The 24640-nt window shown below is 34.7% G+C and carries 24 protein-coding genes; 19 read left to right on the top strand and 5 right to left on the bottom strand.

All coding sequences use genetic code 11. From position 1 onward, the window contains the following. Positions 1-53: 53 nt before the first annotated feature. Positions 54-686 carry a hypothetical protein gene (locus ACJJVT_RS03595; protein ID WP_405396560.1) on the top strand — a complete coding sequence of 211 codons (633 nt, stop codon included), beginning with the start codon at positions 54-56 and terminating at the stop codon, positions 684-686. A gap of 221 nt (positions 687-907) precedes the next feature. Here the strand turns inward: ACJJVT_RS03595 and ACJJVT_RS03590 are convergent, their stop codons facing one another. Further along, positions 908-1474 carry a peptidylprolyl isomerase gene (locus ACJJVT_RS03590; protein ID WP_405396558.1) on the bottom strand — a complete coding sequence of 189 codons (567 nt, stop codon included), beginning with the start codon at positions 1472-1474 and terminating at the stop codon, positions 908-910. A gap of 193 nt (positions 1475-1667) precedes the next feature. Between ACJJVT_RS03590 and ACJJVT_RS03585 the strand changes: the two genes are divergently transcribed. The 4 genes from ACJJVT_RS03585 to ACJJVT_RS03570 are packed head-to-tail and all read left to right on the top strand — an operon-like array spanning position 1668 to position 5232. After that, positions 1668-2537, top strand: coding sequence for an alpha/beta hydrolase (locus ACJJVT_RS03585; RefSeq protein ID WP_405396555.1), 870 nt, complete (start codon positions 1668-1670; stop codon positions 2535-2537). Between the two features lie 28 nt (positions 2538-2565). Further along, a complete protein-coding gene (locus tag ACJJVT_RS03580) occupies positions 2566-3396 on the top strand; it encodes a PIG-L family deacetylase (RefSeq protein WP_405396553.1) in 831 nt (276 codons plus the stop codon). An 11-nt stretch (positions 3397-3407) separates the two neighbouring features. After that, a complete protein-coding gene (locus tag ACJJVT_RS03575) occupies positions 3408-4265 on the top strand; it encodes a hypothetical protein (protein ID WP_405396550.1) in 858 nt (285 codons plus the stop codon). After that, the gene (locus ACJJVT_RS03570; protein WP_405396548.1) at positions 4258-5232 is read left to right on the top strand and encodes a carbon-nitrogen hydrolase family protein; all 975 of its coding nucleotides are present in this window, start codon (positions 4258-4260) and stop codon (positions 5230-5232) included. Before ACJJVT_RS03575 ends, ACJJVT_RS03570 begins: the two co-directional genes overlap by 8 nt. Positions 5233-5245: 13 nt before the next feature. On the opposite strand, the gene ACJJVT_RS03565 is transcribed toward ACJJVT_RS03570, so the two are convergent. Both ACJJVT_RS03565 and ACJJVT_RS03560 read right to left on the bottom strand, forming a co-directional pair. Next, the gene (locus ACJJVT_RS03565) at positions 5246-6256 is read right to left on the bottom strand and encodes an LLM class flavin-dependent oxidoreductase (protein ID WP_405396546.1); all 1011 of its coding nucleotides are present in this window, start codon (positions 6254-6256) and stop codon (positions 5246-5248) included. A gap of 52 nt (positions 6257-6308) precedes the next feature. Then, positions 6309-6578 (bottom strand): ArsR/SmtB family transcription factor, encoded by a 270-nt coding sequence (locus tag ACJJVT_RS03560; RefSeq protein ID WP_405396544.1) that lies wholly within the window; start codon positions 6576-6578, stop codon positions 6309-6311. 117 nt (positions 6579-6695) lie between these two features. Here ACJJVT_RS03560 and ACJJVT_RS03555 point away from each other — a divergent pair, with 117 nt between their 5' ends. The 5 genes from ACJJVT_RS03555 to ACJJVT_RS03535 all read left to right on the top strand — a co-directional run bounded on the left by ACJJVT_RS03555 (position 6696) and on the right by ACJJVT_RS03535 (position 10637). After that, the gene (locus tag ACJJVT_RS03555; protein WP_405396541.1) at positions 6696-7139 is read left to right on the top strand and encodes a hypothetical protein; all 444 of its coding nucleotides are present in this window, start codon (positions 6696-6698) and stop codon (positions 7137-7139) included. Between the two features lie 123 nt (positions 7140-7262). After that, on the top strand, positions 7263-8735 hold the full coding sequence (locus ACJJVT_RS03550; RefSeq protein WP_405396539.1) for a potassium/proton antiporter: 1473 nt from the start codon (positions 7263-7265) through the stop codon (positions 8733-8735). Position 8736: 1 nt separating this feature from the next. Next, a complete protein-coding gene (locus ACJJVT_RS03545; RefSeq protein WP_405396537.1) occupies positions 8737-9111 on the top strand; it encodes a hypothetical protein in 375 nt (124 codons plus the stop codon). A 272-nt stretch (positions 9112-9383) separates the two neighbouring features. Next, positions 9384-9863 (top strand): hypothetical protein, encoded by a 480-nt coding sequence (locus ACJJVT_RS03540; protein ID WP_405396535.1) that lies wholly within the window; start codon positions 9384-9386, stop codon positions 9861-9863. Positions 9864-9998: 135 nt separating this feature from the next. Then, positions 9999-10637: an alpha-ketoglutarate-dependent dioxygenase AlkB family protein gene (locus tag ACJJVT_RS03535; protein ID WP_405396532.1), complete on the top strand. Its 639-nt coding sequence runs from the start codon at positions 9999-10001 to the stop codon at positions 10635-10637. Here the strand turns inward: ACJJVT_RS03535 and ACJJVT_RS03530 are convergent. After that, positions 10634-12079, bottom strand: a complete 1446-nt coding sequence (locus ACJJVT_RS03530) for a PLP-dependent aminotransferase family protein (protein ID WP_405396530.1) — start codon at positions 12077-12079, stop codon at positions 10634-10636. The genes ACJJVT_RS03535 and ACJJVT_RS03530 overlap by 4 nt on opposite strands. 112 nt (positions 12080-12191) lie before the next feature. Between ACJJVT_RS03530 and ACJJVT_RS03525 the strand changes: the two genes are divergently transcribed. Together ACJJVT_RS03525 and ACJJVT_RS03520 are read left to right on the top strand one after the other, a co-directional pair. Then, positions 12192-13595, top strand: coding sequence for a pyridoxal phosphate-dependent decarboxylase family protein (locus ACJJVT_RS03525; RefSeq protein ID WP_405396527.1), 1404 nt, complete (start codon positions 12192-12194; stop codon positions 13593-13595). A gap of 76 nt (positions 13596-13671) precedes the next feature. Continuing rightward, positions 13672-15222, top strand: a complete 1551-nt coding sequence (locus ACJJVT_RS03520) for an NAD(P)/FAD-dependent oxidoreductase (RefSeq protein WP_405396525.1) — start codon at positions 13672-13674, stop codon at positions 15220-15222. A 200-nt stretch (positions 15223-15422) separates the two neighbouring features. On the opposite strand, the gene ACJJVT_RS03515 is transcribed toward ACJJVT_RS03520, so the two are convergent. After that, positions 15423-15659 (bottom strand): hypothetical protein, encoded by a 237-nt coding sequence (locus ACJJVT_RS03515; RefSeq protein ID WP_405396523.1) that lies wholly within the window; start codon positions 15657-15659, stop codon positions 15423-15425. Positions 15660-16364: 705 nt separating this feature from the next. Here ACJJVT_RS03515 and ACJJVT_RS03510 point away from each other — a divergent pair. The 7 genes from ACJJVT_RS03510 to ACJJVT_RS03480 all read left to right on the top strand — a co-directional run bounded on the left by ACJJVT_RS03510 (position 16365) and on the right by ACJJVT_RS03480 (position 24633). Then, on the top strand, positions 16365-17660 hold the full coding sequence (locus ACJJVT_RS03510) for a DEAD/DEAH box helicase (protein ID WP_405396520.1): 1296 nt from the start codon (positions 16365-16367) through the stop codon (positions 17658-17660). Positions 17661-17698: 38 nt separating this feature from the next. Continuing rightward, a complete protein-coding gene (locus ACJJVT_RS03505; RefSeq protein WP_405396518.1) occupies positions 17699-18391 on the top strand; it encodes a Type 1 glutamine amidotransferase-like domain-containing protein in 693 nt (230 codons plus the stop codon). A 274-nt stretch (positions 18392-18665) separates the two neighbouring features. Continuing rightward, entirely contained in the window at positions 18666-18893 is a 228-nt protein-coding gene (locus ACJJVT_RS03500; protein ID WP_405396516.1) for a hypothetical protein, read from the top strand. Next, complete coding sequence (locus ACJJVT_RS03495) at positions 18886-21033, top strand: ATP-binding protein (RefSeq protein WP_405396514.1); 2148 nt, start codon at positions 18886-18888, stop codon at positions 21031-21033. The genes ACJJVT_RS03500 and ACJJVT_RS03495 overlap by 8 nt, the downstream gene beginning before the upstream one ends. Before the next feature lie 6 nt (positions 21034-21039). Then, positions 21040-23160, top strand: coding sequence for an ATP-binding protein (locus ACJJVT_RS03490; RefSeq protein WP_405396513.1), 2121 nt, complete (start codon positions 21040-21042; stop codon positions 23158-23160). A gap of 53 nt (positions 23161-23213) precedes the next feature. Next, complete coding sequence (locus tag ACJJVT_RS03485) at positions 23214-23588, top strand: response regulator (protein ID WP_405396511.1); 375 nt, start codon at positions 23214-23216, stop codon at positions 23586-23588. Positions 23589-23592: 4 nt separating this feature from the next. Further along, positions 23593-24633 carry an adenylate/guanylate cyclase domain-containing protein gene (locus ACJJVT_RS03480; protein ID WP_405396508.1) on the top strand — a complete coding sequence of 347 codons (1041 nt, stop codon included), beginning with the start codon at positions 23593-23595 and terminating at the stop codon, positions 24631-24633. The last annotated feature ends 7 nt before the right edge of the window (positions 24634-24640 follow it).

Genomic DNA, 24640 nt, shown 5'->3' with positions numbered 1-24640 from the left:
CTCGATCTTTACCAAAAGGTCTATATATTTTTATGCCACCAATAATTTAAAAAATGAAAAAAATATTCTTAAGTTTTGTAATGTTATCCATTATTACTGGATGTAATGGACAAACTAATTTTAAATTCAAAAAAGATATTTTAAATCTTGAAAAGCTAAATAACAACTTTAATGTAGATTCTTTTTTTGATATTGATGATGCAAATTATGAGCATTATCAAATTGGAGAATATGAATATGATATTAGAGGTGATTTAGAAGAAATTTCTGAATACACTCATGAAAGGTCTTCTTCTGCTGATAAGTTAGCTGTTTTTTACAATTTATATTTCTCGAAAGTTGGAGCTTTAACCAATTCTAAAAATGAATTCTTAATCTTTTATGCTAAAAATGAGAATACCGATAGTATTGCTTATAATAAAATGATTTCGAAACTTAATTCATTATACGGAAATCCTATTATAAAGGATTCTTCTAATTCAACAGGTAGAGAAAAACTTTTTGCTGAAGGAACTAGGTTAACATGGTTTGATAAAGATAGAGTTATTCAAATACACCCAAAAAAGACATATGACCAATTTTATAAGCAAGATAGATTTTGGGTGACAATATTCGTAGCTAATAGATTATACGATGAGAAGTTAAGAGGGAATTTGAATCGAGGAACTTGGTCTAATTTCGATTAAAAACTAGTAGTAACACAAGCTATACCTAATGCTGACCTATGGCTTTAAAGCTAAGCTGTGTGTGTGTGTGGAGTCGCCAATACCAATAACTATCGGGAACGGATTTATCTCTGAACAAGAAACATAGATTAAAACCCGCCCGAACATATCTAAGTGATCCGCGCTGGCAAGAAACTTGAGCTTCGGGCGAAGACAGAAACTTACAATATTTTAAACTTCTATTATTTATTATTTAGCCGTAGCTCTTTTAGCCTTTTCGCAGAAATCTTTACTATTGAAATATCTAATGGTAATGGTGTAATCGGTGTATCAGTAGAATCTTTTGGTACACCTACTAATTCGTTTACAACATTCATTCCTTTTAAAACATTACCAAAAACTGTGTAGTCACCGTCTAAGCGATGTAGACCATCTTTATTTTGTACGATGTAAAACTGACAACGAGCCGATAATTTTTCAGCATTTCCATCTCGCCCTGCTCCTACTGCACCATAGGTATGTGTAAGTTTTGAATCAAATTCTGGCGCTAATAAATATTCGGGATCATTAAAACCTTCAGGAGTATCTGGGCAACCACCTTGTGCTACAAAATCTGGAATCACCCTATTAAAAGTCAGCGAATCCCAATAACCTGAATTCGCTAGTTCTATAAAACTTGCTTTATGATTGGGAGTCTCTTCATGCAACCATATCAAAATTTCTCCTTTTGGAGTGTCTATTTTACCTATTTCATATGATTTACATGCCGTAAACAATACAAATACCATCAAATACTTTAAACACTTCATGTAGCTATTATTTAGTAGTCAGTTAAAGTAGTAAAAATTGATGTAAAAATTTAATGCTTACCGAAGGACTAAATTGATATCAAAAAAGGTAAAACTACAATACAATTGAATATACCCTATATCTATGACCATTAGGAATCTAAAAAACTTCTTTCGATAACAACAAAACATCTACAAATACGTTGCACCCAATATGAAAAAACCAATCAAAATTATCATTCGAACACTTCTAGTTCTACTAATTGTAGTAACTGCTTACGGACTTTTTCTTTATCAATCTGACCCCTATATAAAGGCATTAGTACAAAATAACGAGTCTAAACTTTTCTATAGGCCTTCTACAGAAATTGAACTTTTGAATAATTTTGACTATTCAGAACATATACTTACCGTAGATGATTCTATTAAAATTCATAGCTATGTGTTCAACCCTTCATCAGAAGCTAAAGCAAATATTTTTTTAATCCGAGGAAATAGCGGAAATACCAGTCAAGGTCAAGAATTAATTAAACCACTAATTGAAAATGGCTTTAGAGTGTATTCGACCGACTGGAGAGGTTACGGAAAGTCAAATGGCATTCCGAACTATAAAGGTGTAATGAAAGACACAGAAACGGCTTTTGTTGACTTTTTGCACCGGACAAAAAACGACAGTATTAAAACCATAGTATATGGCATGTCTTTGGGTGGTCAATTAGCTGTTAAGTTGACCAAAGACAACCAGACTAAAATTGACGCTTTAGTACTCGACGGATCTTTAGAATCTGCACATAGTTTTATTACAGATAATTTTCGAGCGTTTTATTTAAAATCATTTACAAATGACCCTAATAACTATAATCAAGATTATATCGCCATTAGTGATATTACTCAAATAACGAATACTCCTAAACTTATTATACATAGTATTAATGATAGAGCCGTACCCTTCGAAAGAGGTATGAGCATATTTAAAGCAGCTAAAGAGCCAAAAATATTTTGGGAAACCAATACGGATCATATAAGTACCATACCCGAATTGACAGAGGAATTAAATTTGAAGTTGATTGAATTAATTCGTTAATTGAACGTTATCATTCTTAACCAACACAATGAGAAAACTATTACCAATTCTTTTAACTATTCTTCTATTATCTTCCTGTGGTAATCATGAGAAGAAATCAATTAAAAATAAAATCTCTTCCAATAACGGCAAAACCCTAATGGCGATATTTGCTCATCCAGATGATGAGATTGTTATATCCCCTATTCTATCGAAGTATCAAAAAGAAGGGGTAAATATTCACTTGGTGATTGTTACCGATGGCTCAAAAGGAGTTACACCTCATGCAAATATTCCTGCGGGTGAATTATTGGCAGAAATACGTGCAGAAGAAGCCTTATGCGTTACAAAAACCTTAGGAATTAATCCACCGATATTTCTTAGTTATATAGACGGAGATTTAGCGCAAAAAGAGAACATTAATTCTTTAGACGAAAAAATTGATAGCCTTTTTACGAAATACCGACCCAATACTGTAATTAGTTTTGGACCTGGTGGCCAATACGGTCACCCAGACCATAGAATTGTTAGTAACGTGGTTACCGAGGTTTTTCAACGAGAAACATCAGAATCTTTACAAAACCTTTTGTATTACGGGTATCCGAAAGAAATAAGTAACACGAATGTCAACTTTAATACTGATTTAGTACAATGGTTAAACGATAATTTAAAAAGAACTCAAAAGAGATTTCTAACCTATAGAATACCATTCAATGAGGAAGATTTATTGCTTGGGCATACCGCATCAGATTGCCACAAATCTCAATATATACCAGAAGCTATTGATGATTTAATAAAAATTGTAGGTCAAGCCGATTCGGTAATATATTTTAGATCTTGGAATGGCTCGAATGAAATTAAAAACAATATTTTCGATTAAACCTATTTTCCATGTCATTGAAGTATTCCCTTTATGTACTAGCTTTTGTATTGTTTACTTCATGTCAGCAAAAACAAAATAAATCATCTAACCAACCAGCCGTTTACACTTACGGCGCTAAAAACGATTCTGCTGTTTTTTACTTTAATAAAGGTTGGAAGCATATTCTAGATTATGGTCAATGGACGCTATCTGAAAAAGCATTTAGAAAAGCCATAGCATTCGATTCTACTTTTATTGTTGGGCAGGCGTTGGTTGGTAAAAATACTACAGATCTCAAAGAAAGAATTGAAATTTTAAACGACCTAAACAATTCTCAAATTAAGGTTCGTGAAGACGACCAACTGATTTTAGAAGTTACCATGATTACGCTAGAGCTATTTAATGCACGCGGACAAAACGTAAAATTAGATGAAGATTTTTTATCAAATTTCTTGTCAACAGCCGAAAAAAACTATAGAACTTTTATACATAAACACCCCAACGAATCATATATAAAGGCAGAATACATTGAGGTATTGAATGCTATTTACGGACCTGAATTAGCCTTAGATTCGTTACACATTCTTACTACACCCAAACAAAAGAGAATACCATTTTTTATTAGCTATGCAGCTACCTTGGAATCTGATTTAGGGAATTTCAAAAAAGCACTCGCTATTGCCGACCAATTTAATGCCCAGATCAATGACCCGAATATACCTCAACCTTATGTGTTATACGGTAGTATTTATTTAAAAATGGATAGTTTGTCTTTAGCAACTTCAAACCTTGATAAAGCACTTGAATTAGACCCTAATCATATTTTCGCACAACGATTTAAAAAACAGCTTCAAACTAAATTAAACACTAATAGCAGTAATGACTAAAATTATAGATACTCCAGAACAAAACAACCTTAAAATAGGTATGGCTCAAATCTCACCGGTTTGGCTAAATAAAGAGAAGACTATTGATAAAATCAAGGATTATATCATTAAAGCTGGTGAAGATGATTGTGAGCTTGTAGTTTTTGGTGAAGCTCTATTACCTGGCTATCCTTTTTGGGTTTCCATGACCGATGGTGCTCAGTTTGATTCTAAAGTTCAGAAAGAAATTCATGCCCATTATATCAAAAATTCCATTCAAATTGAAACGGGAGAATTAGATGACATTTGTGCTCTTGCAATGCAACATAAGATTGCCATCTACTTAGGATTAATGGAACGAGCAAAAAATAGAGGCGGACACAGTATTTACTGCTCGCTAGTTTATATCAATAGTGATGGTGAAATTAAATCGGTTCATAGAAAATTACAACCAACCTATGAAGAACGATTAACATGGGCACCTGGTGATGGTAATGGGTTACGGGTTCACGACCTAAAAAACTTTACTGTTGGCGGACTCAATTGTTGGGAAAATTGGATGCCTCTTCCACGTACCGCTTTATATGGTTTGGGAGAAGATTTGCATATAGCCGTATGGCCGGGTTCCGATTATAATACCGCTGATATTACACGATTTATTGCAAGGGAATCAAGATCATTCGTAGTTTCCGTTTCTAGTTTAATGAGCAAAACCGATTTCCCTAAAGACACACCACATTTAGATACTATTCTTAAAAACTGCCCAGATACTCTGGCAAACGGAGGCTCTTGTATTGCCGGACCTGATGGAGAATGGATTTTACCTCCGGTAATTGATAAAGAAGGACTCATTACCGCAACCATCGATTTTAATAGAGTGCTAGAAGAACGCCAAAACTTTGATTCTGTAGGGCATTATTCTAGACCAGATGTTACAAAGCTTACTGTTAATAGAGAAAGACAGTCTACCGTTGAAATAAATGATTAAAAATGGAGAGAACTTAACTGTTCTCTCCATTCAATTCTTTCATAATCTCTGCAAACATTTGATAAGATTTTATACGGTCTTGTCCGTCATAAATATTAGTCACCGCAATCAATTCATCTACTTGAGTATCTGATATAAATTGCTGTACTTGTTTTTTAACGGTCTCTTTACTACCTATAAATGAGAATTTCAACATTTGCTGCACAGCTGGGTTCTGACTTAATTCTCGCAAATCGTCTGTCATCTCAACAGGTGGTTGCATAAATGTTCTATTACCCGTCAAAAGGGCAATAATCATTTTATATAACGATGTAGAAATGCGTTCTGCTTCTTCATCAGTATCTGCAATAATGATATTCACTCCCGCAGCCGTATATGGTTTTTCTAAATCCTTGGACGGCTGAAATTCATTATGATAAATCTTCAACGCATTCATTAAATGTGTTGTTGCGAAGTGACTCGCAAATGCATAGGGCAATCCCTTTTTAGCCGTCAAATGAGCACTATCGGTACTTGAACCTAATATGTATATTGGTACTTCTACCCCTTCTGCCAAAGTAGCACGCACTTTTGCATCGGCATTTTCCACAGAAAAATAACGTTGTATTTTTTCAACCTCTAGAGGAAATGACTGTGCCGCCTGGTAAAAATCTGATCGAATAGCCTGTGCCGTCAACTGATCTGTTCCTGGCGCGCGACCCAAGCCTAAGTCTATTCGGTTAGGATATAGAATACCCAGAGTACCAAACTGTTCTGCTATTATTAGAGAGGAATGATTAGGCAACATTATTCCGCCAGAACCTACACGAATGGTTTTCGTTTCTTCAGCTATCTTACCTATTAAAATTGATGTTGCACTACTACCTATGGCGACGGAATTGTGATGCTCTGCCAACCAAAAACGTGTATAGCCAGCTTCTTCAGCAGCTTGCGCCAAAGCTACCGAATGATCAAAAGTATCTTTCAATGTACTACCCTGAGATACTATGGCTAAATCTAATATGGAATATTTTATTTTTTTCATACTATTAAATTCATTTATATATTTAAAAGTATCTATATATCTATTGAAAAAACTACAGATTTTGCAAGCGTAATATATAATTATCCCACACCTCATGATTCAGTGAATAGTTATAATTACGACCAATTTTATGTTGATTTATCAATCCTGATTCTACTAATTTCTTAATATGATGACTAATAGAAGGTTGTGCTAAATCTAACAAATTACAGGCTCTAGTACACTCTACCTTACCTTGGTTCATTTGCATGTACTGCAATAATTTCAAACGATTTACATCACTTAACGCTTTTGATATTTTCTCTACTTGTTTTAGCTCCATGATGTGTTTAATATATTGATACATGCAAATGTATTTATAAATATCGATTTATAACACAAATTGGGAAGACCTTTATAATCATTAACTTGACCTTAAGATTAATACTACATTTGATAAATGAAGAAAATCACTCAATCACCACATTTAGTATTCTGGGTTCTTATTCCCGTAATACTATTAATCGGATTTATTAAACCTGATAAAACACTCGACATCAATATTCATGACACCTATTTAGTAATCGATTTAATCAATTTAGCTGTGTCGATTTCTATTATTTTCGGTATTCTTGGTTTTGGTTACTGGGTAATAATTAAGTTAAACAGAAAACTTTTAAATTGGCTGACCGTGATACATTTATTAATCACAATTATCGGGTTTCTTATTCTTCTGTTAATTCCGATTATATCACCTGACATACATCAAGACAGCCCAGGTTCTCACTTTGTTTTTCATCATGATCTTGAGCAAATTGTAATTAGTACTTTATTTTTGGTCATTTTCATACAGTTATTTTACCTCATAAATATTACAACTGCCCTAGTTAGAAAAACTAATTAAATTCCCAATGAAGCTCGGGTATTAGCACAACATGTTAACATTGTGCCAAACCTTAACATTCGCATTGGTTTTTTGATAAATGATTTAACTTTACTGCGTTAAATTCAAGATTAATAACCACCAATGAATCTTACCATCGAAAACATACTTCTTGTAGGTTCTATTTTGCTGTTTATCAGTATTATAGTTGGTAAGACATCATACAAATTTGGTGTACCCACATTAATTCTTTTCTTGGCTATTGGTATGCTGGCAGGTTCTGACGGCATTGGCGGCATTCAATTTGACGATCCTAAGCTTGCTCAATTTATCGGTATCGTTTCTTTAAACTTTATTCTATTTTCTGGTGGATTAGATACCAATTGGAAAGCCGTAAAACCAATTTTGAAAGAAGGCATCATGCTTTCTACTCTCGGTGTATTGCTTACAGCGCTAACTCTGGGAACATTTGTATACTATGTAACCGATTTTACCATTTATGAAAGTATGCTGCTGGGATCCATTGTTTCTTCAACTGATGCTGCTGCGGTATTCTCTATTTTACGCTCCAAAAATTTGGCACTAAAGAGTAACCTTAGACCTACTTTAGAGCTTGAAAGTGGTAGTAACGACCCAATGGCATATGTGCTGACGCTAGCATTTTTAACGCTGGTAATAAATCAAGATTTAAGCGTACTATCTATTATCCCGCTGTTTTTAAAACAAATGATTTTAGGTGGAATCGGCGGATTCGCATTCGGAAAATTGAGCGAGATCATCATCAACAAAATTAAACTAGGCTTTGAAGGCCTATATCCGGTATTGGTGATCGCGCTTATGTTCATTACATTTTCAGCAACAGATGCTGTTGGCGGTAACGGATTCTTAGCGATTTACATCTGTGCGGTGTATTTAGGTAATCAAGATTTAATACATAAATCAACCATTTTAAAGATGTTTGATGGTATGGCTTGGCTAATGCAAATTGTATTGTTCCTTACGTTGGGACTACTGGTTTTCCCATCTCAAATCGTGCCATATTTAGGTATCGGATTACTGATTTCAGTATTCTTAATACTTATCGCAAGACCGGTAAGTGTTTTTCTCAGCTTAATGTTCTTTAAAATGAAAATAGGCAGAAGATTCTATATCTCTTGGGTGGGTTTGCGTGGTGCCGTACCAATTGTATTTGCCACCTATCCCCTATTGGCAGGTATTGACAAGGCGAACATAATATTCAGTATTGTATTTTTTATATCGGTTTCTTCGGTACTAATTCAAGGTACTACGTTGTCTATTTTTGCAAAATGGCTGAATGTAGCTTTGCCCGATGAAGTAAAACCTATAGCTGAAAATGATAGGTATATTCTTAATCTGCCAAAATCTGCTATGGAAGAAGTTATAATTTTGCCAAATAGTTTCGCAGTAGATAAACGTATAATAGATTTGCATTTTCCAAGAGCTGCATTCATTGTTATGATCAAAAGAGATGGAACCTTTGTTCGACCTGGTGGATCAACAATTATTGAAGCGAATGATACTTTAGTCTTGCTTTTAGATAATGAAGAAAGTTTGAAAGAAGTAAATTTAATTCTCGACCAAGCGGTTATTGCATAATATGAAAAGTACGAATAACATATTCAAAGTTCTATTACTCGTTACAATTTATTGTTTCGGTATATATAGTTCTGCCAATACGTTACCGTTTTCTAATGAGATTGTTTTAAGTGACAATGGTGATGAGAGAACCTACTTTTCTGAGTCTTCAAAGCTTTTATCTCCGCATGCACAGCAATCTGAAATTTCAGTTTCTGATGTTGCCGAAGTATCATCACCTAATTACAAGCTGCCATTTACAAGTTTTAATTCACAAATAAATTATAGTGAATTAGGTTTTGTAGCAAGGTTTAAGCAATACCAACTATACGCGAATACGTTATTGATCAGACATAGAAAGTCTGACCTCATCTTCCCATTTCATAGTTTCTGGTAATCCATTTTTTTAAAGGTTATGGTTTTGATAACCACATATAACTGCTTGATATGATGCTACTTAAAACATCATACAGAAATCAATATATCATATTGAACTCATCTTGACTTTTTGTTTTACCTACGAATTATACATTTTGCACCCTAATTTTGTCATTTTTGAGTTCCATAGCTATGGCTATGTAAATAAAAAATGACTTCATTACGGCACAAAAGCCTTAATTCTCGGTTCCAAACAAAAAGTCAAGATGAGTTCATTTAAAAAATTATAAAATGGAATTAGGAATAGCCGCTATTGGTTTAGCATCTGTTGCACTTTGTGCAATGCCTTTTGTTGTAACAAGCAGAAGCAGAAAAACGAAAGAAAAGGAAATGATGTCATCTTTAAATGATATCGCTAACAAACATAATTGTCAAACTACAGAACATGAAATTTTTGGTCACTACGCCATAGGCGTTGATGCACAAAAAAAGTTCGTATTCTTTATTTCAAAATCCGGCGAAGTTTTAAATCAGCAATATGCCGATTTATCTACTATCAAAACGTCTGAAATTGCCAACATCGGCAAATCGTATGCAAGAAAAGAGAAAATAACCGAGCGTTTACTTTTGAATCTTTTTTCGAAAAAAGCAAATGAAGCCGATACCGTTTTTGAATTCTATAATGCTGAAATAAACTATCAATTGAGCGGAGAGTTTCAGTCTATAGAAAAATGGAACCAGGTGATTAAGAACTTACTTAAAAGCAATTAGTATATATCAACAGAGTTCTCATTAATTATAAAAGCGAGTAGATAATCCTATTAAAAAAGGTTAGCTATTCGCTTTTGTTTTTTAAAGCGTTAAAATTTTATTAGCTTGTAATACTACATCAGTTTGAATTAGAAAATGAAATTATTTGATATAAAGGTTGACCACAGTAAAAATTTGCTTCCGCAGGGCGGAACTGTCAATTACTACGGAAAAATACTTACCCAACAGGAAGCTGAAAATTACCTAGACATACTACTCAATAACATTGTTTGGAAGAATGATGAAGCTATCATCTTTGGAAAGAAGATTATTACCAAACGTAAAGTTGCATGGTATGGTGAAAAGCCATTCGAATACACCTACTCTAATACTACAAAACAGGCGTTACCTTGGACGGCGGAATTGCTAGAACTGAAACATAAAATAGAACAAGAAACGGGAGAAACATTCAACTCATGTCTGCTAAACTTATATCATGATGGTAGCGAAGGTATGGCTTGGCATAGTGACGGCGAAAAGGACTTAAAAAAGAACGGAGCCATTGCCTCTCTTAGTTTTGGAGATGAACGTAAATTCGCTTTTAAACATAAAGAAACTAAAGAAAAAGTAGAATTGGTTTTAGAACATGGCAGCTTGTTGATTATGAAAGATGAAACGCAAACGAATTGGCTTCACCGACTGCCACCTACAACTAAAAGCAAGAATCCAAGAGTGAATTTGACTTTTAGAACTATTGTGGAAAAACAGATCAACAACAAACAAATAAACGCTTAATTCTTTAATTTCTCATAGTTTTTAACGAGCATCCCTAAACGGTACAAAGCATTATCAATTTCTTCATTCCAAACTAACCCGTAACTAAGTCGTAAGCAATTGGTGTATTGGTCTTGAAGTGTGAAAATTTTTCCTGGAAAAAATCGTATTTCTTCAGACTCAGCTAATTTATAGAGTACCTCAGTATTAATACTATTCGATAGTTCTACCCATAATAGAAATCCTCCCTTTGGTTTACTAACACGTGTATTTTTCGGAAAATAAGTAATAATGGCTTTCAAAAATTTTAAACTATTTGAATGTAACGTATGTCTCAACTTTCTTAAATGATGATCATATCTACCTTTTTCTAAAAATAACGCCACAGCTTCTTCAGTAATTGTTGAGCTTGTAGATGATAAATAGAGTTTTAGTTTCACTATTTCATCAAAATAGTTACCCGGTACTACCCAACCTACCCTATAACCACAAGCCAGTGTTTTAGAAAAAGACCCACATAATATTACAAGACCGCTATCATCATAAGTTTTACATGTGGTTGGTCTACTATCCCCATAGTATATATCTCCATAAATATCATCTTCAATAAGCGGAATACGATGTTTCTGAATAATTTTTACCAATGCCTTTTTACCATCATCAGATATAGTATTCCCCATAGGGTTATTAAAATTAGAAATTATCGCAATTGCCTTAATATCATTCTTTTCAATTGCTTTTTTTAAAGCTTTTAAATCTATACCTGACAGGGGACCTGTTGGTAGTTCTAGAACCCGTAAGCCCAAAGTATTTGCAAGTTGTAACAGTCCGAAATATACAGGACTCTCCACTGCAATGGTATCTCCTCGTTTTGTTACGGTCATCAAAGAAAATGATAATGCGCTCGTGCAGCCAGATGTTATAATTACATCATCTTTGGTAAGCTTCCCTCCCCATAAAATGGATCTTCTAGCTATTTGTCTTCGTAAATTTTCACGACCTAAAATATCGCCTTGTGCACTACCTCCTTGTGGCAACGAGATAATTGCTTCATGCATTACTTTGTTTAATTTGGCAACAGGCAATAACTCCTTTGATGGTACACCCAATGAGAAATCAACACCCTTTTCAATTGTTAGGTTCTGAAAAAAATCAACAATTATCTCGGTTGCGCTACTCTGTACAGATGATTGATTCGGATTACTCTTCGCAGGATTCTTTAGAATATCCGCCGAACAAAAAATAACAAAATATCCAGATTTTGGTTTCGGCTCAATTAAGCTTTTTGCCTCTAAATGATAATACGCCTGTAATACGGTACTTATACTAACGCCGTATTCTTGCTGCAATACACGCAAAGAAGGCAACTTATCGCCTACCTTAAGAACTCCGTCATAAATTTGTTGTTCTATGCTAGTGGCAATTTCAATGTATTTATAACTTTTACCGGCTATTGATTTCAAAGTAGTTTTTATCTGTACTGGTTAAATTTACAAAAACTGAATCTGTTATGGTATTTTTATTTTGCTCAACTTTGAATTATATCAACAGTAACTATTCTAAAAACATATAAAAATGCACACTACAAGCTTACAGCAAAACCAGATGTATAAAGAATTGGACGAGAAAATCATCTTTGAAAAAGCACAAGAATTTGGAAAAGAATACTTGGAAAGTGTTTTTGAAAGGAATGTATATCCAACAGAAAAGGCATTAGCTGACTTAGATAAATTTGATGAATCTATGCCGCAAAATTCTTCCAATGCCAATGATGTAATCCAGTTTTTAAATGAATACGGTTCTCCTGCAACGGTGACCACAACGGGAGCAAGATATTTTGGTTTTGTTTCTGGCGGAGCTATCCCAGTAAGTTTAGCGGCAAAAGTTATATCCACCTTTTGGGATCAAGCCCCAGCTATGCATGTGCTCTCCCCTATTGGCTCAGCATTAGAAACTGTTGTAGAAAAATGGCTAAAAGATATATTCAATCTTCCTGAAAGTACAGTTGCCGGTTTTGTAAGCGGAACATCTACAGCTAATATATGCGGATTAGCAGCTGCTCGCTTTAGATTACTATCTAACCTAAATTGGGATATTAACGATAAAGGATTGTTCAATGCTCCTCAACTGAGAATTGTTACAGGTAGGCATGCACATTCGACTATTCTTAAGGCTATAGGACTTTTAGGTTTTGGTAAAGAAAATATTGAATGGGTAGATGTTGATGACCAAGGTAGATTAGAGCTGAATAATTTACCTCAATTAGATGATAGAACTATTTTAATTCTACAAGCCGGTAACGTTAATAGCGGCTCGTTTGATAATTTCTCCGAGCTATGTAAAATTGCAAAAAAGGCAGGATCATGGGTACATATTGATGGTGCTTTTGGTCTATGGGCCGGTGCCGTAGACAAATTAAAACATTTGACTTATGGAATTGAAGGCGCCAACTCTTGGGCAGTTGACGGACATAAAACCCTTAATACTCCGTATGATTGTGGTATTATACTTTGTGAAGATGAGGCGGCTTTAAGGTCTGCCCTACATATGACCGGAAGCTATATTATTACAGGTGAAAAACGAGATGGCATGTTCTACACCCCAGAGATGTCACGTAGAGCTAGAGTTATTGAACTGTGGGCAACAATGAAATACTTAGGCAAAAATGGTATTGATGAAATGATATATACGATGCACGCAAGAGCCAACCAATTTGCCAATGAAATTACACTTGTAGACGGATTCTCAGTTCTTAATGATGTTGTTTTCAATCAAGTATTGATTCAATGTGAAACAAATACACTAACCGATAAGGTGCTACAAAGGGTTCAAGAATTACGAGAATGTTGGGCTGGCGGTTCGGTATGGAAAGGCAAAAAAGTGATTAGAATTAGCATCTGCTCTTGGGCAACAACAGCATCTGATATTACACGCTCCACAAACTCATTTAAACAGGCATTGAAAGAAATATCCAAATAAAACTATGATTCAAATTACCTTAAAAGGAATGTACGGATTATGAAATCACTAATATAATTTCGTTTAATTTTGCAGCATGGTCAGAAATGTACAGTTGCGGTTAACATTAAAAGAAGAAGGCACACCTAACGGATTAGAAATTCGCGCGGCAAAGTACTTAGGACTCGAAGATGGTACGTTTAAAATTAAGGTGCTTCGAAAGTCTATAGATGCTCGTAAGCCTAAAATTTTCTTTAATTACAAACTGGCTATTTATATTAATGAGCCTGCCCCAAGCGATACGCTAAACTTTAAATACAAAGATGTATCGAATGCAAAACCAATTCACATTATAGGTTTCGGACCTGCCGGTATGTGGGCTGCATTACGTTGTTTAGAAATGGGTTACAAACCTATTGTCTTGGAACGTGGTAACAATGTCAAGGATCGTAGGCGAGATTTAAAAGCTATAAATCAAGACCATCAGGTAAACCCAGAAAGCAATTATTGCTTTGGTGAAGGTGGTGCTGGCACGTATTCTGATGGAAAATTATATACACGCAGTCTTAAACGTGGCGATGTACGTCGCATTTTTGAAAGCTTGGTTTTTCATGGTGCTACCGACAAGATTCTGGTAGATGCACACCCGCATATCGGAACAAACAAACTCCCTAAAATTGTTCAGAATATTCGTGAAGTAATTCAGCATCATGGTGGTGAAATTCACTTTAATACTAAAGTGACAGATTTCGTTATTAAAGATAATACGCTAAAAGCAATTGTTTTAAACGAGAAAAATGAAATGGCTGTGGAACGAGTAATTCTTGCTACAGGACATTCCGCTCGTGATATTTTCGATTTACTACATAAAAAAGATATTGCACTTGAAGCAAAATCATTTGCCATGGGTGTGCGTGTAGAGCATCCGCAACATATTATAGATAGTATTCAGTACCACTGTTCTGGTGATCGTAGCGAATTGCTCCCTGCGGCATCTTATAGTTTGGTGGAACAAGTGAAAGATCGCGGAGTGTACTCTTTTTGTATGTGCCCTGGCGGATTCATTGTTCCCGCTGCAACAGCTCCTGGTGAGGTTGTCGTTAATGGCATGTCTCCGTCGAAACGAAATAACCTGTATGCAAATTCGGGTATCGTAGTTGAAATAAATGTGGATAAAGACATTCCTAAATACGAGAAATTCGGAGCATTAAAAGGATTAGAATATCAAAAGGCTTTGGAACGATTAGCATTTACATCTGGCGGAAGAACACAAACCGCACCCGCACAACGATTAACTGATTTTGTAGAAGGAAATCTATCTGTAGATTTAAATCCGACTTCGTATCAACCCGGACTCAACTCTGCTCCACTACATTCACTATTACCAAAACTTATAGGTAGTAGATTACGCCAAGGTTTTAAAGCCTTCGGAGATAAAATGCATGGCTATTATACGGCTGAAGCCAATATTGTAGGAGTAGAATCTAGAACCTCATCTCCCGTAAGTATTCCACGAAATGAAAAATTAGAGCACCCTGTTATCAAAGGTCTTTTTCCTTGTGGTGAAGGTGGTGGTTATGCTGGTGGAATAGTATCTGCCGCTATGGACGGAGAACGCTGTGCCGAAGCTGCAATGGCAGGACTTTAATTGGTTGTTGGTTGTCCGTTGATGGTTGTTGGAAAATAAAATTTTGCGTAGCTAAATTGTTATTGCCTGTAGTCTTTCCTCTCTACTCTATTTTCTCTTTTTTACTTTATACTTTGTACTTTGTAGCTAATACTTAATACTATAAACTGTAACTGGCAACTGAACACTGAACACTGAATACTGAATACTGAATACTGAAATTAAGCCATCTTAGGCTTGTTAGCTTTAGTCAAAAAGTTCAAATCTCTTTTGATTCTTGAGTTTTTGAATTTGTATAGTCTAGCTACTTCTGTATTAGATTCAGCTTTTACCTCATTCACAGTTTCTGTAACAATACTCATTTCAATAGTTTCAACCTTTACTTCTTCAGTATTGTTTTGTGCTTGAGCTGTGAAGCTTAAAAAGATGATAAAGATTGTTGCTATTATTGTTTTCATGACTTGCGTTTGTTACAATAATAGAACGCCGCAGGCCTTGTTTTGCTAGGTCGTGAATCGCTGAAAAACCCCTAATAATCGTTACTTGACACAAGTTCGGGTAAAGTGTAAAATCGCATCGATAAACGACATCACACCTAAAAACAACTTACCGATAATTGGTGTCGTTAAGCGACAAAAGAAGTTTTAAAAAACAGAAAAGAGAGTATAGAGATTAGAAAATAGATGTTGGTTGTTGGTTGTTGGTTGTTGGTTGTTGGTTGTTGGTTGTTGGTTGTTGGTTGTTGGTTGTTGGTTGTTGGTTGTTGGTTGTTGGTTGTTGGAAAAATTTAGCTTTGCTAAATTTTCATTTTCAAAAATCTTTCCTCTCTACTCTATTTTCTCTTTTCCACTTTGTACTTTCAACTTCGTACCTCCCACTTTATACTTTGTACTTAATACTTTGTACTTCTAACCACAACCCATCAATGAGCATCCATTCAAAATAAATCTATTCTCAATTTTCTAACTTCCTACTTAATACTTTGCACTTATTACTTCTCACCACAACCTTTCAACCAGCATCCATCCAAAAAAAATCTATTCTCTATATTCTATTTTCTAGCTTCTTACTTAATACTTATTACTTGAGACTAAATACCAACTCCAACCACTATATTATTTCTTCCACATTAAAGCGTACCTTTGCAACTTATTAAAATTTTTATGACATTTAAAGAACTCGGCCTAGCCGAACCAATCCTAAAGGCCTTAGAAGCCGAAGGTTATACTCACCCTACTCCAATTCAAGAACAATCAATTCCTATATTACTTAAAGGCAAAGATCTTTTAGGTGTTGCACAAACAGGTACTGGTAAGACAGCTGCTTTTGGTATTCCAATACTTCATCAATTATATGAAGGAATCAGTTTAAGCCAAAACAAACGAAAGATAAAAGCACTGATTGTTACTCCTACTCGTGAACTTGCCATACAGATTGCTGAAAGCTTTACGGCTTACGGTAAATATACTGGCTTACGTAATACTGTTATTTTTGGCGGTGTAAAACAAGGTAAACAAGTAAATGCACTTAGAGGTGGCGTTGATATTTTAATAGCTACTCCTGGTCGTTTATTAGATTTAATGAACCAAGGTTTTATTTCTTTTAAAGATTTAGAGCATGTAGTTTTAGATGAAGCCGACCAAATGTTGGATATGGGCTTTATTCACGACATCAAAAAAATCATTGCAAAATTACCAGCTAAAAGACAATCGCTATTCTTCTCGGCAACTATGCCTAAAGATATCGTAGAGCTTTCTCGTAAAATGCTAGGTGATTTTGAACGTGTTACTATTAAACCTGAACAAGCAACCGCAGAGAAGGTTGAGCAAGGTGTATATTTTGTTAGTAAAGCGAATAAGCCTAAACTTCTTATTCACCTTATTAATGAAAAACCTGAGAATACGCTTATTGTATTTTCAAGAACTAAACACGGTGCTAATAAAATTGTAAAGAAATTAGACCAAGCTGGTATTCGTTCTGCTGCAATACATGGTAACAAATCGCAAACGGCAAGACAAAAAGCTTTAGGTAGTTTTAAAGATGGTTCGTTGAAAGTATTGGTAGCTACAGATATTGCTGCAAGAGGTATTGATGTTGAAGATTTATCATTGGTGGTAAATTATGATTTACCTAACGTCTCTGAAACCTATGTACATCGTATTGGTAGAACAGGACGGGCAAATGCAAGCGGAATCGCAATTTCGTTTTGTGATAAAGAAGAAAGAGCTTACTTACGTGATATTGAAAAGCTAATAAAGCAACCTATACCTCGCATGCCAGAGCATCAATTTACGGATGAGGATACGCCTTCTGATGACCAACCAATGCCTCCTAAAAAAAAGCAAGGCAATTCTCGTAACAAAAATCGTAACAGACCTGGTGGTAACAACTTTCGTGGAAAGAACAATAGAAACACAAGCAGACCTAAAAAAAGAAATGACTCTAGCAGAAGCGAATAGCTTCTGTTAGAATTTCATTTATACTAACACACTACATTATGAAAAAGCAAATGGTTATTTATGGCAGCGGTCGTCATACCGTGCCATTCTTAAATTACATCGCAAAAGCTACAGGTAAGGAAAAACCAAATATTTGCTTTATACCAACAGCTAGCGGTGAAGATGAACAATATATTGCTTCTTTCTATGATGTGTGCTCTCAAATAGATGTTACTCCGCATGTACTATCTGTATGGATTAATTCATACGACCAAAAAGATTCTTTCGAGGAAATTATCTCTCGAATGGATGCCATTATCGTTGGTGGCGGCAACACCTTAAATATGTTGGCCATCTGGAAAGCTCAAGGTATTGATGTTGCCCTTAAAAAAGCTTATGATAACGGAGTTGTCATGGGAGGCGGTAGTGCAGGATCTTTATGTTGGTTTAATGGCGGAACCACAGATTCTAGACCTAAAGAATTAAGTATTGTTGGTGGTATGGCGTTTATTGACAAAAGCCACTGTCCACATTACAATTCTGAAACTTCACGTAGACCTTTGTATTTCGATAATATTAAAACAGGTAAACTATCGGATGGTTACGCCTGCGACGACCATTCTGCTGTTCATTTCATTGATGGTGAAGTTCATACCTCCGTTTCTTTGAATGAAGAAAACCACTCTTATTACGTGTATTTAAAAAATGGTGAAATTGTTGAGGAGTTGATACCGAGTACTGTTATTACATAAGTTCAATCTAGTAGTATCTTTTACATGCTAATTTCCTTATTTAGGATTCTAGTTCAACTCTTGCATCTAAGATTCTCAATAAAATACTCTGAAAGTAAAAGTTATTACGTACTTTAAGGGTGTAAAATTCCCCTTTATTTTTCTGATTTACAATATGTTGCTCATCACCCCCTGATGTGTAGCCTTATTTGGCTTGTGTTTAATTCAAAAAAATTAAATACGAGTATGAAGTTGTAATCAGCGCTATTTTATTAAACCAACCACCAATTTGTGCATGAAATTAGCTGTAAAAAGGGAAAAACAAATCGTAGAAGATTATAACACATGGTTACCAAGTTATTTAAATGACGATGTAAAATCCTATGCTACCATTTTTAATTATAACACTTGTTTTAACGGTACCTCGGTTAAAGAGGTGTTTTTAATTCGTTCTTCTACCTCTAATTTCTTTAGAACCATTTTTGAACTAGGTTCAACTAATAATTTAAAAATCAATGATTAGACAATCCCTACTATTCATCACGCTATTATTCTGTATGCTATTTACGGCAAGTGGGCAAGAAAACCCGGTAGATAATAATGGATTGGCACTCGATACCATTATACATTTTACGAAAGCAGATGTAGATCCACTATTTGGTTTAACGTTGAAAAATAGAGAAGGTTGGATTTTTAAATCGGGCAATGAAAAAGATTTATCTCCTGTAGAGATTGATTTAGCTGGCTGGGAACGATTAAGTCCTTCTGAGATAACTAATGATATGGTAGATAATTCTGGAAAATTGGAAGGATGGTTCAGATTGCAGTTTACTATTGATAGTGCTATAGCAAAGCTTCCTCTCTATTTAGATAAAGAAGATCATGCTGCAGAGGATATTTATTTAAATGGAAAGTTGTTCCGCCAATTTGGCGAAAAAGGGAACGATAGAGCCTCATTTAAAGAACACATTCAAGATTTTGAAATAAGAACCCCAGTATTTTTAGAACCTGATACAGTACATACATTAACGATACATTATGTTGACTATAGCACTTATGGAAACATAACCAAAGCTCTAGTGGGTTCAACAAGAATTGTATCCAACGCGTATTTTGACTATATGAGTTTATTGAGTTTTAAAGCTTTATTTGACTTGATCAGCTCTTTTATATTCTCAATTCTTTTCTGGCTTCTCTATATTCTAATTAGAGATGAAAAGGAGTTATTAATTATAGCTCTTTTTTGCACTGTAATGTTACTAGAAACCATTGCATCGGCATTCTTTGGTGGAGATAGTTTATTTTTCACCCTACCTTCTAACATCATGATTACATTAGATTATGTAAGTAATATTTTATTTTTCTTCTTCCCTATATTATGTCTTTTATTGGGCTATAGGATGTTATATGGAAACCTTCAAAAATGGCTGATTCTATTCTGTATAATAGCATCTTTAGCAATGTATTTCAGTTCTTATTCCTACCTAATTACGGTAATAGGGATTGCCATATTTTTACTCATTTTCGCATTAAAATCCAGAAAAAAAGTAATGTCTGTCAGGGTAGTCATGTTTAGTTTATTTTTATCTTTTACTATTTCTTTTCTAGGACTTATATTTAGATGGCTCGCTTCTGGTGATCATCTTAGTTTAAGATTAGTTTCTGTAAATAGTGACTTAATTGGTAAGGGAATTTTTTATTTTGGAATGTTGGCATTTGTCGCTTATCGCATGAGAGAGAAAAATGAGAATATGCGTAAAAATGCAATGGAACTTGTAAAGGTTGAAGCTGAAAAGAGTGCGCTTACTACTTCTCAAAATGAAAAGTTAGAATTAAAAGTTAAAGAAAGAACATCAGAATTAAATCAATCTTTAGAAGAATTAAAAGCCACCCAATCTCAACTCATCCAATCAGAGAAAATGGCGAGTCTCGGAGAACTCACAGCCGGCATTGCCCATGAGATTCAAAACCCGCTAAACTTCGTCAATAATTTTTCTGAAGTAAGTAATGAACTTATTGATGAAATGAACGAGGAATTGGATAAAGGAGATCTTGAAGAAGTGAAGGCTATTTCGTTGGATATCAAACAAAACCTAGAAAAAATAAACCATCACGGTAAACGCGCGGACAATATTGTGAAAGGTATGCTACAACACAGTCGTAGCAGCAGCGGCACAAAAGAACCAACTGATATCAATGTCCTTGCAGATGAGTATTTGCGCTTGGCCTATCATGGTCTTCGGGCAAAGGATAAATCATTTAATGCCGAACTCATAACCGATTTTGAGAAGAGCATTGGAAAAGTAAACATTGTACCACAAGACATGGGGCGGGTAATTCTCAATTTGATTACCAATGCTTTTTATGCGGTAAACGAGAAAAAACAAAGAGATGATAGTTTTAAACCCATAGTTACTGTCAGTACCAAAAAGTCTGATGAATATATCACCATTAGTGTTTCTGATAATGGTGATGGTATTCCAGAAAAGGTCAAAGAGAAAATATTCCAACCCTTTTTCACCACCAAACCTACTGGGCAAGGTACCGGCTTGGGATTAAGCATGAGCTACGATATTATTACTAAGGGACATGGTGGTGAATTGCTGATGACAACACAACAAGGTGAAGGAACCACTTTTAAAATCATTTTTCCCATAATTTAAATGATAATGAAACATATATTATACATTATTGGTTTTCTACTACCGTTGACAGTTTTTAGTCAAGAAGACAAAGTGTTACTCATTACAGATACTACTGTTGCTGATAAATGGATGATTCTTGGTGACAATTGGCGTTATCAAAAAGGAGATAATATGTCATGGGCTAACCCAGAATTTGATGATTCTACCTGGAATGAATTCTCTAGTAGAAACTTAAATCTTCTTGATGGTAAAAACGTTATTGCAGATAGAGGTGAGATTGTATGGTTTCGTAAACGTATTATGGCAGACCAGTCGTTAAATGATGCTCTAGTCTTAAATATATATCAAGAAGGAGCTTCAGAAATTTATTTAGATGGCAAACTAATTCACCAATTGGGTAACGTAAGTTCAAACAAAGATGAAGTTATTTACAATAATCCATTTCGACAAATACTTCATATACCTATAGAGAAAAGCAAAGAACAAATTTTAGCTGTACGTTTTGTCAATGCCCAATTCAAATACCCTATCTATTTCCATTATAACGGACTATTTAGAATTTATTTATCGTCTTTGCGTAATGCCAATTCAACTGACCTTGTAAAGAATTACCGTGTAGCTTTTTATCGACAATTTATCAATAATTATAATATCTCACTAGGTCTTGCTATTTTAATGTTTATTATTTTCCTATCGTTTTTCATCTTCTTTCCTAAAGAGAGAATTAACGGTTATTTTGCTGCTTCTTTATTATTCTTAATTCTATTTACTTTAGGAGTACTGTCATTCTATCCTAACACTGGTACTTATTTTTGGCTAACGTTTTATTTTGACACTTGCATTCTTATATCATGCCTTATTCTTTTATTCTGTTTTTATAAAATTTTAGAACAGCCTATAGACATTGTTTTTAAAACTATTAGTGTTTTATGTTTTTTAACTATAGGTTGTTATTTTTTATATGACCCTGACGTGTTGGCTCCAATCTGGTCAATTTTATTTTATGCTGCTATAATACGTTTAAGTTTAAAATCTTGGAATAAAAATAAAATTGCCAGCTTTTTATTTTTGAGTTCTAGCTGTATTGAACTTGTCTTTTGGACTTTAATACTATGTTTATATATGGGTTTAGTAGAGCAGCGCATAGAGAAATTTATTCCTTTTGCTTTTATGCTCACCAATGTTGTTTTAGCTATTTATTTAGGTTATGCTTTTGGAAAACGTAGCCAAGATCTAAGGTTAAATTTAGAACGTGTTCAAAAATTATCTAAAGAAAAAGAATCCATTTTATCCCAACAAAAAGATACTTTAGAGCAACTAGTTAAAGAAAGAACATTAGAATTAAATCAATCTTTAGAAGAACTGAAAGCCACCCAATCTCAATTAATACAATCCGAAAAAATGGCAAGTTTGGGTGAACTTACCGCTGGTATTGCACACGAAATTCAAAATCCGCTAAACTTCGTAAACAACTTCTCTGAAGTAAACAAAGAACTTCTTGAAGAACTAGAGGAAGAAATAGTTAATGGAAATTATGATGAAGTAAAAGCCCTGGCAAAAGATGTTTCTGCCAACGAAGACAAAATTATATTTCATGGTAAACGTGCCGATGGTATTGTAAAAGGGATGCTACAACATAGCCGAAGCAGTACCGGTCAAAAAGAAATGACCGATATCAATAATTTATCAGATGAATACCTTCGCCTAGCCTACCATGGTTTGCGAGCAAAAGATAAAACCTTTAATGCTACATTGAATACCGATTTTGATGACTCCATCGGTAAGTTAAATATCGTGTCCCAAGATATGGGTAGGGTAATTTTAAATCTAATTACCAATGCTTTTTATGTTGTTAAAAAGAAAAAAGAAGAAAACCCAAAAGTCTACAATCCTACCGTTTCTGTAAGTACAGAAAAACAGGATAATATGGTACTCATCAAAGTATCTGACAATGGTAACGGAGTACCTAAAGAGGTAATGGACAAAATATTTCAACCTTTCTTCACCACCAAACCTTCTGGCGAAGGCACTGGACTTGGACTATCATTAAGTTATGATATTGTAAAAGCTCACGGCGGTGAATTAACTGTTGATACCAAACAAGGAGAAGGTACCACCTTTACTATCGCGTTACCAATGAAATAAATGATTTAATGTTCCCCATTAAAATTATTTGAAAATAACAAAAAGACCAACTTATGAAGATATTAGTTGTAGATGATGAACAAGATGTAAAAGTGCTTTTTCAACAGCGTTTTAGAAAAGAAATAAAAAAAGAGGAGCTCGAATTTGTTTTCGCATTCTCTGGAGAGGAAGCTTTAAGCCTAATGAAAGCAATGGAACATGAAGCTGTGCTTATATTATCTGATATAAATATGCCCGGGATGAGTGGCTTAGAGTTATTGGATAACATTAAAAAGAATTATGTAAAACCACCACCAATGGTTATGATGATTACCGCTTACGGCGATGATGAAAATAGAACAATGGCAAAAAACTTGGGTGCCGATGATTTTCTAACCAAACCTTTAGATTTTTCATTATTAAAAGATAAGCTGATAACCTTAACCTAAGACTATGGCAAAGATAATGGTAGTAGATGATGAGACAGATTTAGAAATACTCATCAAACAGAAATTTAGAAAGCAAATACGGCAAAACGAATACGAGTTTGTATTTGCTATTAATGGTAGAGACGCACTAGAAAAGCTGGATAAAAATCCCGGAATAGATATTGTTTTGAGCGATATTAATATGCCAGAGATGGACGGTCTAACCTTACTCTCTGAGTTACATGAATCTAGTCCGCTAATTAAAGCGGTCATTGTTTCTGCATACGGAGATATGGAAAATATTCGTGTTGCCATGAATCGTGGTGCTTTCGATTTTATTACCAAACCTATCAATTTTGAAGATCTTACATTGACCATGGAGAAAACCTTGAAACATGCCATGGAAATTCGAAAGACTTTACAAGCAATAAAAGAGAATAATATTCTTAGAATGTATGTAGATGAGAATGTACTCAATTTTATGGGAGGTCAAGAGTACGAGTCTAAAATAATGGCTAACGAAAGTATTGAGGGTACCGTAATGTTTGTTGATGTATGCGGATTCACAAAAATTAGCGAAACCACGAGTCCCGATGTCGTAGTGACCATGCTCAACACCTATTTCGATGCCATGGTAAAAGAAATCATGGAGCAGGACGGAATCATAGATAAATTTATTGGTGATGCTGTTATGGCCGTTTTTAGAGGAGAATACCATTTGGATCGTGCCATTGATGCCGCATTGGCCATTAGAAATCAAGTCAATAGCCTACCTAAAGAAGAAGGCAAAGAAACGTACCAACCAAAAGTTTCTATCGGTATTAAAAGTGGTGAAATGATTTCGGGAAATATTGGTTCGGCTACTCTTAAGCGTCTAGATTACACCGTTATAGGAGATTCGGTAAATACTGCCGCCAGGTTGCAAGATGCGGCAAAAGAAAATCAAATTATTATCTGTGAAAGTTGTTATGAGCAAGTGAAAGAAGCCTTTAAATGTGAAAACTTAGGAAGTATCAATATGAAAAACAAATCGCAACCGCTTACCGTATACAATGTGATAGAATAGCTTGTGA

This window comes from Maribacter sp. Asnod2-G09, from assembly GCF_045063795.1.
Lineage (GTDB): Bacteria > Bacteroidota > Bacteroidia > Flavobacteriales > Flavobacteriaceae > Maribacter.
This window is presented reverse-complemented; position numbering and strand designations above follow the sequence as displayed.

Coding starts and splice junctions, on each gene's coding strand:
- ACJJVT_RS03520 (WP_405396525.1), top strand. CDS start 13,672: ATGGTCAGAAATGTACAGTTGCGGTTAACATTAAAAGAAGAAGGCACA.
- ACJJVT_RS03485 (WP_405396511.1), top strand. CDS start 23,214: ATGAAGATATTAGTTGTAGATGATGAACAAGATGTAAAAGTGCTTTTT.
- ACJJVT_RS03490 (WP_405396513.1), top strand. CDS start 21,040: ATGAAACATATATTATACATTATTGGTTTTCTACTACCGTTGACAGTT.
- ACJJVT_RS03585 (WP_405396555.1), top strand. CDS start 1,668: ATGAAAAAACCAATCAAAATTATCATTCGAACACTTCTAGTTCTACTA.
- ACJJVT_RS03560 (WP_405396544.1), bottom strand. CDS start 6,578: ATGGAGCTAAAACAAGTAGAGAAAATATCAAAAGCGTTAAGTGATGTA.
- ACJJVT_RS03525 (WP_405396527.1), top strand. CDS start 12,192: ATGCACACTACAAGCTTACAGCAAAACCAGATGTATAAAGAATTGGAC.
- ACJJVT_RS03505 (WP_405396518.1), top strand. CDS start 17,699: ATGAAAAAGCAAATGGTTATTTATGGCAGCGGTCGTCATACCGTGCCA.
- ACJJVT_RS03570 (WP_405396548.1), top strand. CDS start 4,258: ATGACTAAAATTATAGATACTCCAGAACAAAACAACCTTAAAATAGGT.
- ACJJVT_RS03500 (WP_405396516.1), top strand. CDS start 18,666: ATGAAATTAGCTGTAAAAAGGGAAAAACAAATCGTAGAAGATTATAAC.
- ACJJVT_RS03595 (WP_405396560.1), top strand. CDS start 54: ATGAAAAAAATATTCTTAAGTTTTGTAATGTTATCCATTATTACTGGA.
- ACJJVT_RS03510 (WP_405396520.1), top strand. CDS start 16,365: ATGACATTTAAAGAACTCGGCCTAGCCGAACCAATCCTAAAGGCCTTA.
- ACJJVT_RS03550 (WP_405396539.1), top strand. CDS start 7,263: ATGAATCTTACCATCGAAAACATACTTCTTGTAGGTTCTATTTTGCTG.
- ACJJVT_RS03515 (WP_405396523.1), bottom strand. CDS start 15,659: ATGAAAACAATAATAGCAACAATCTTTATCATCTTTTTAAGCTTCACA.
- ACJJVT_RS03495 (WP_405396514.1), top strand. CDS start 18,886: ATGATTAGACAATCCCTACTATTCATCACGCTATTATTCTGTATGCTA.
- ACJJVT_RS03545 (WP_405396537.1), top strand. CDS start 8,737: ATGAAAAGTACGAATAACATATTCAAAGTTCTATTACTCGTTACAATT.
- ACJJVT_RS03580 (WP_405396553.1), top strand. CDS start 2,566: ATGAGAAAACTATTACCAATTCTTTTAACTATTCTTCTATTATCTTCC.
- ACJJVT_RS03480 (WP_405396508.1), top strand. CDS start 23,593: ATGGCAAAGATAATGGTAGTAGATGATGAGACAGATTTAGAAATACTC.
- ACJJVT_RS03575 (WP_405396550.1), top strand. CDS start 3,408: ATGTCATTGAAGTATTCCCTTTATGTACTAGCTTTTGTATTGTTTACT.
- ACJJVT_RS03540 (WP_405396535.1), top strand. CDS start 9,384: ATGGAATTAGGAATAGCCGCTATTGGTTTAGCATCTGTTGCACTTTGT.
- ACJJVT_RS03565 (WP_405396546.1), bottom strand. CDS start 6,256: ATGAAAAAAATAAAATATTCCATATTAGATTTAGCCATAGTATCTCAG.
- ACJJVT_RS03555 (WP_405396541.1), top strand. CDS start 6,696: ATGAAGAAAATCACTCAATCACCACATTTAGTATTCTGGGTTCTTATT.
- ACJJVT_RS03590 (WP_405396558.1), bottom strand. CDS start 1,474: ATGAAGTGTTTAAAGTATTTGATGGTATTTGTATTGTTTACGGCATGT.
- ACJJVT_RS03535 (WP_405396532.1), top strand. CDS start 9,999: ATGAAATTATTTGATATAAAGGTTGACCACAGTAAAAATTTGCTTCCG.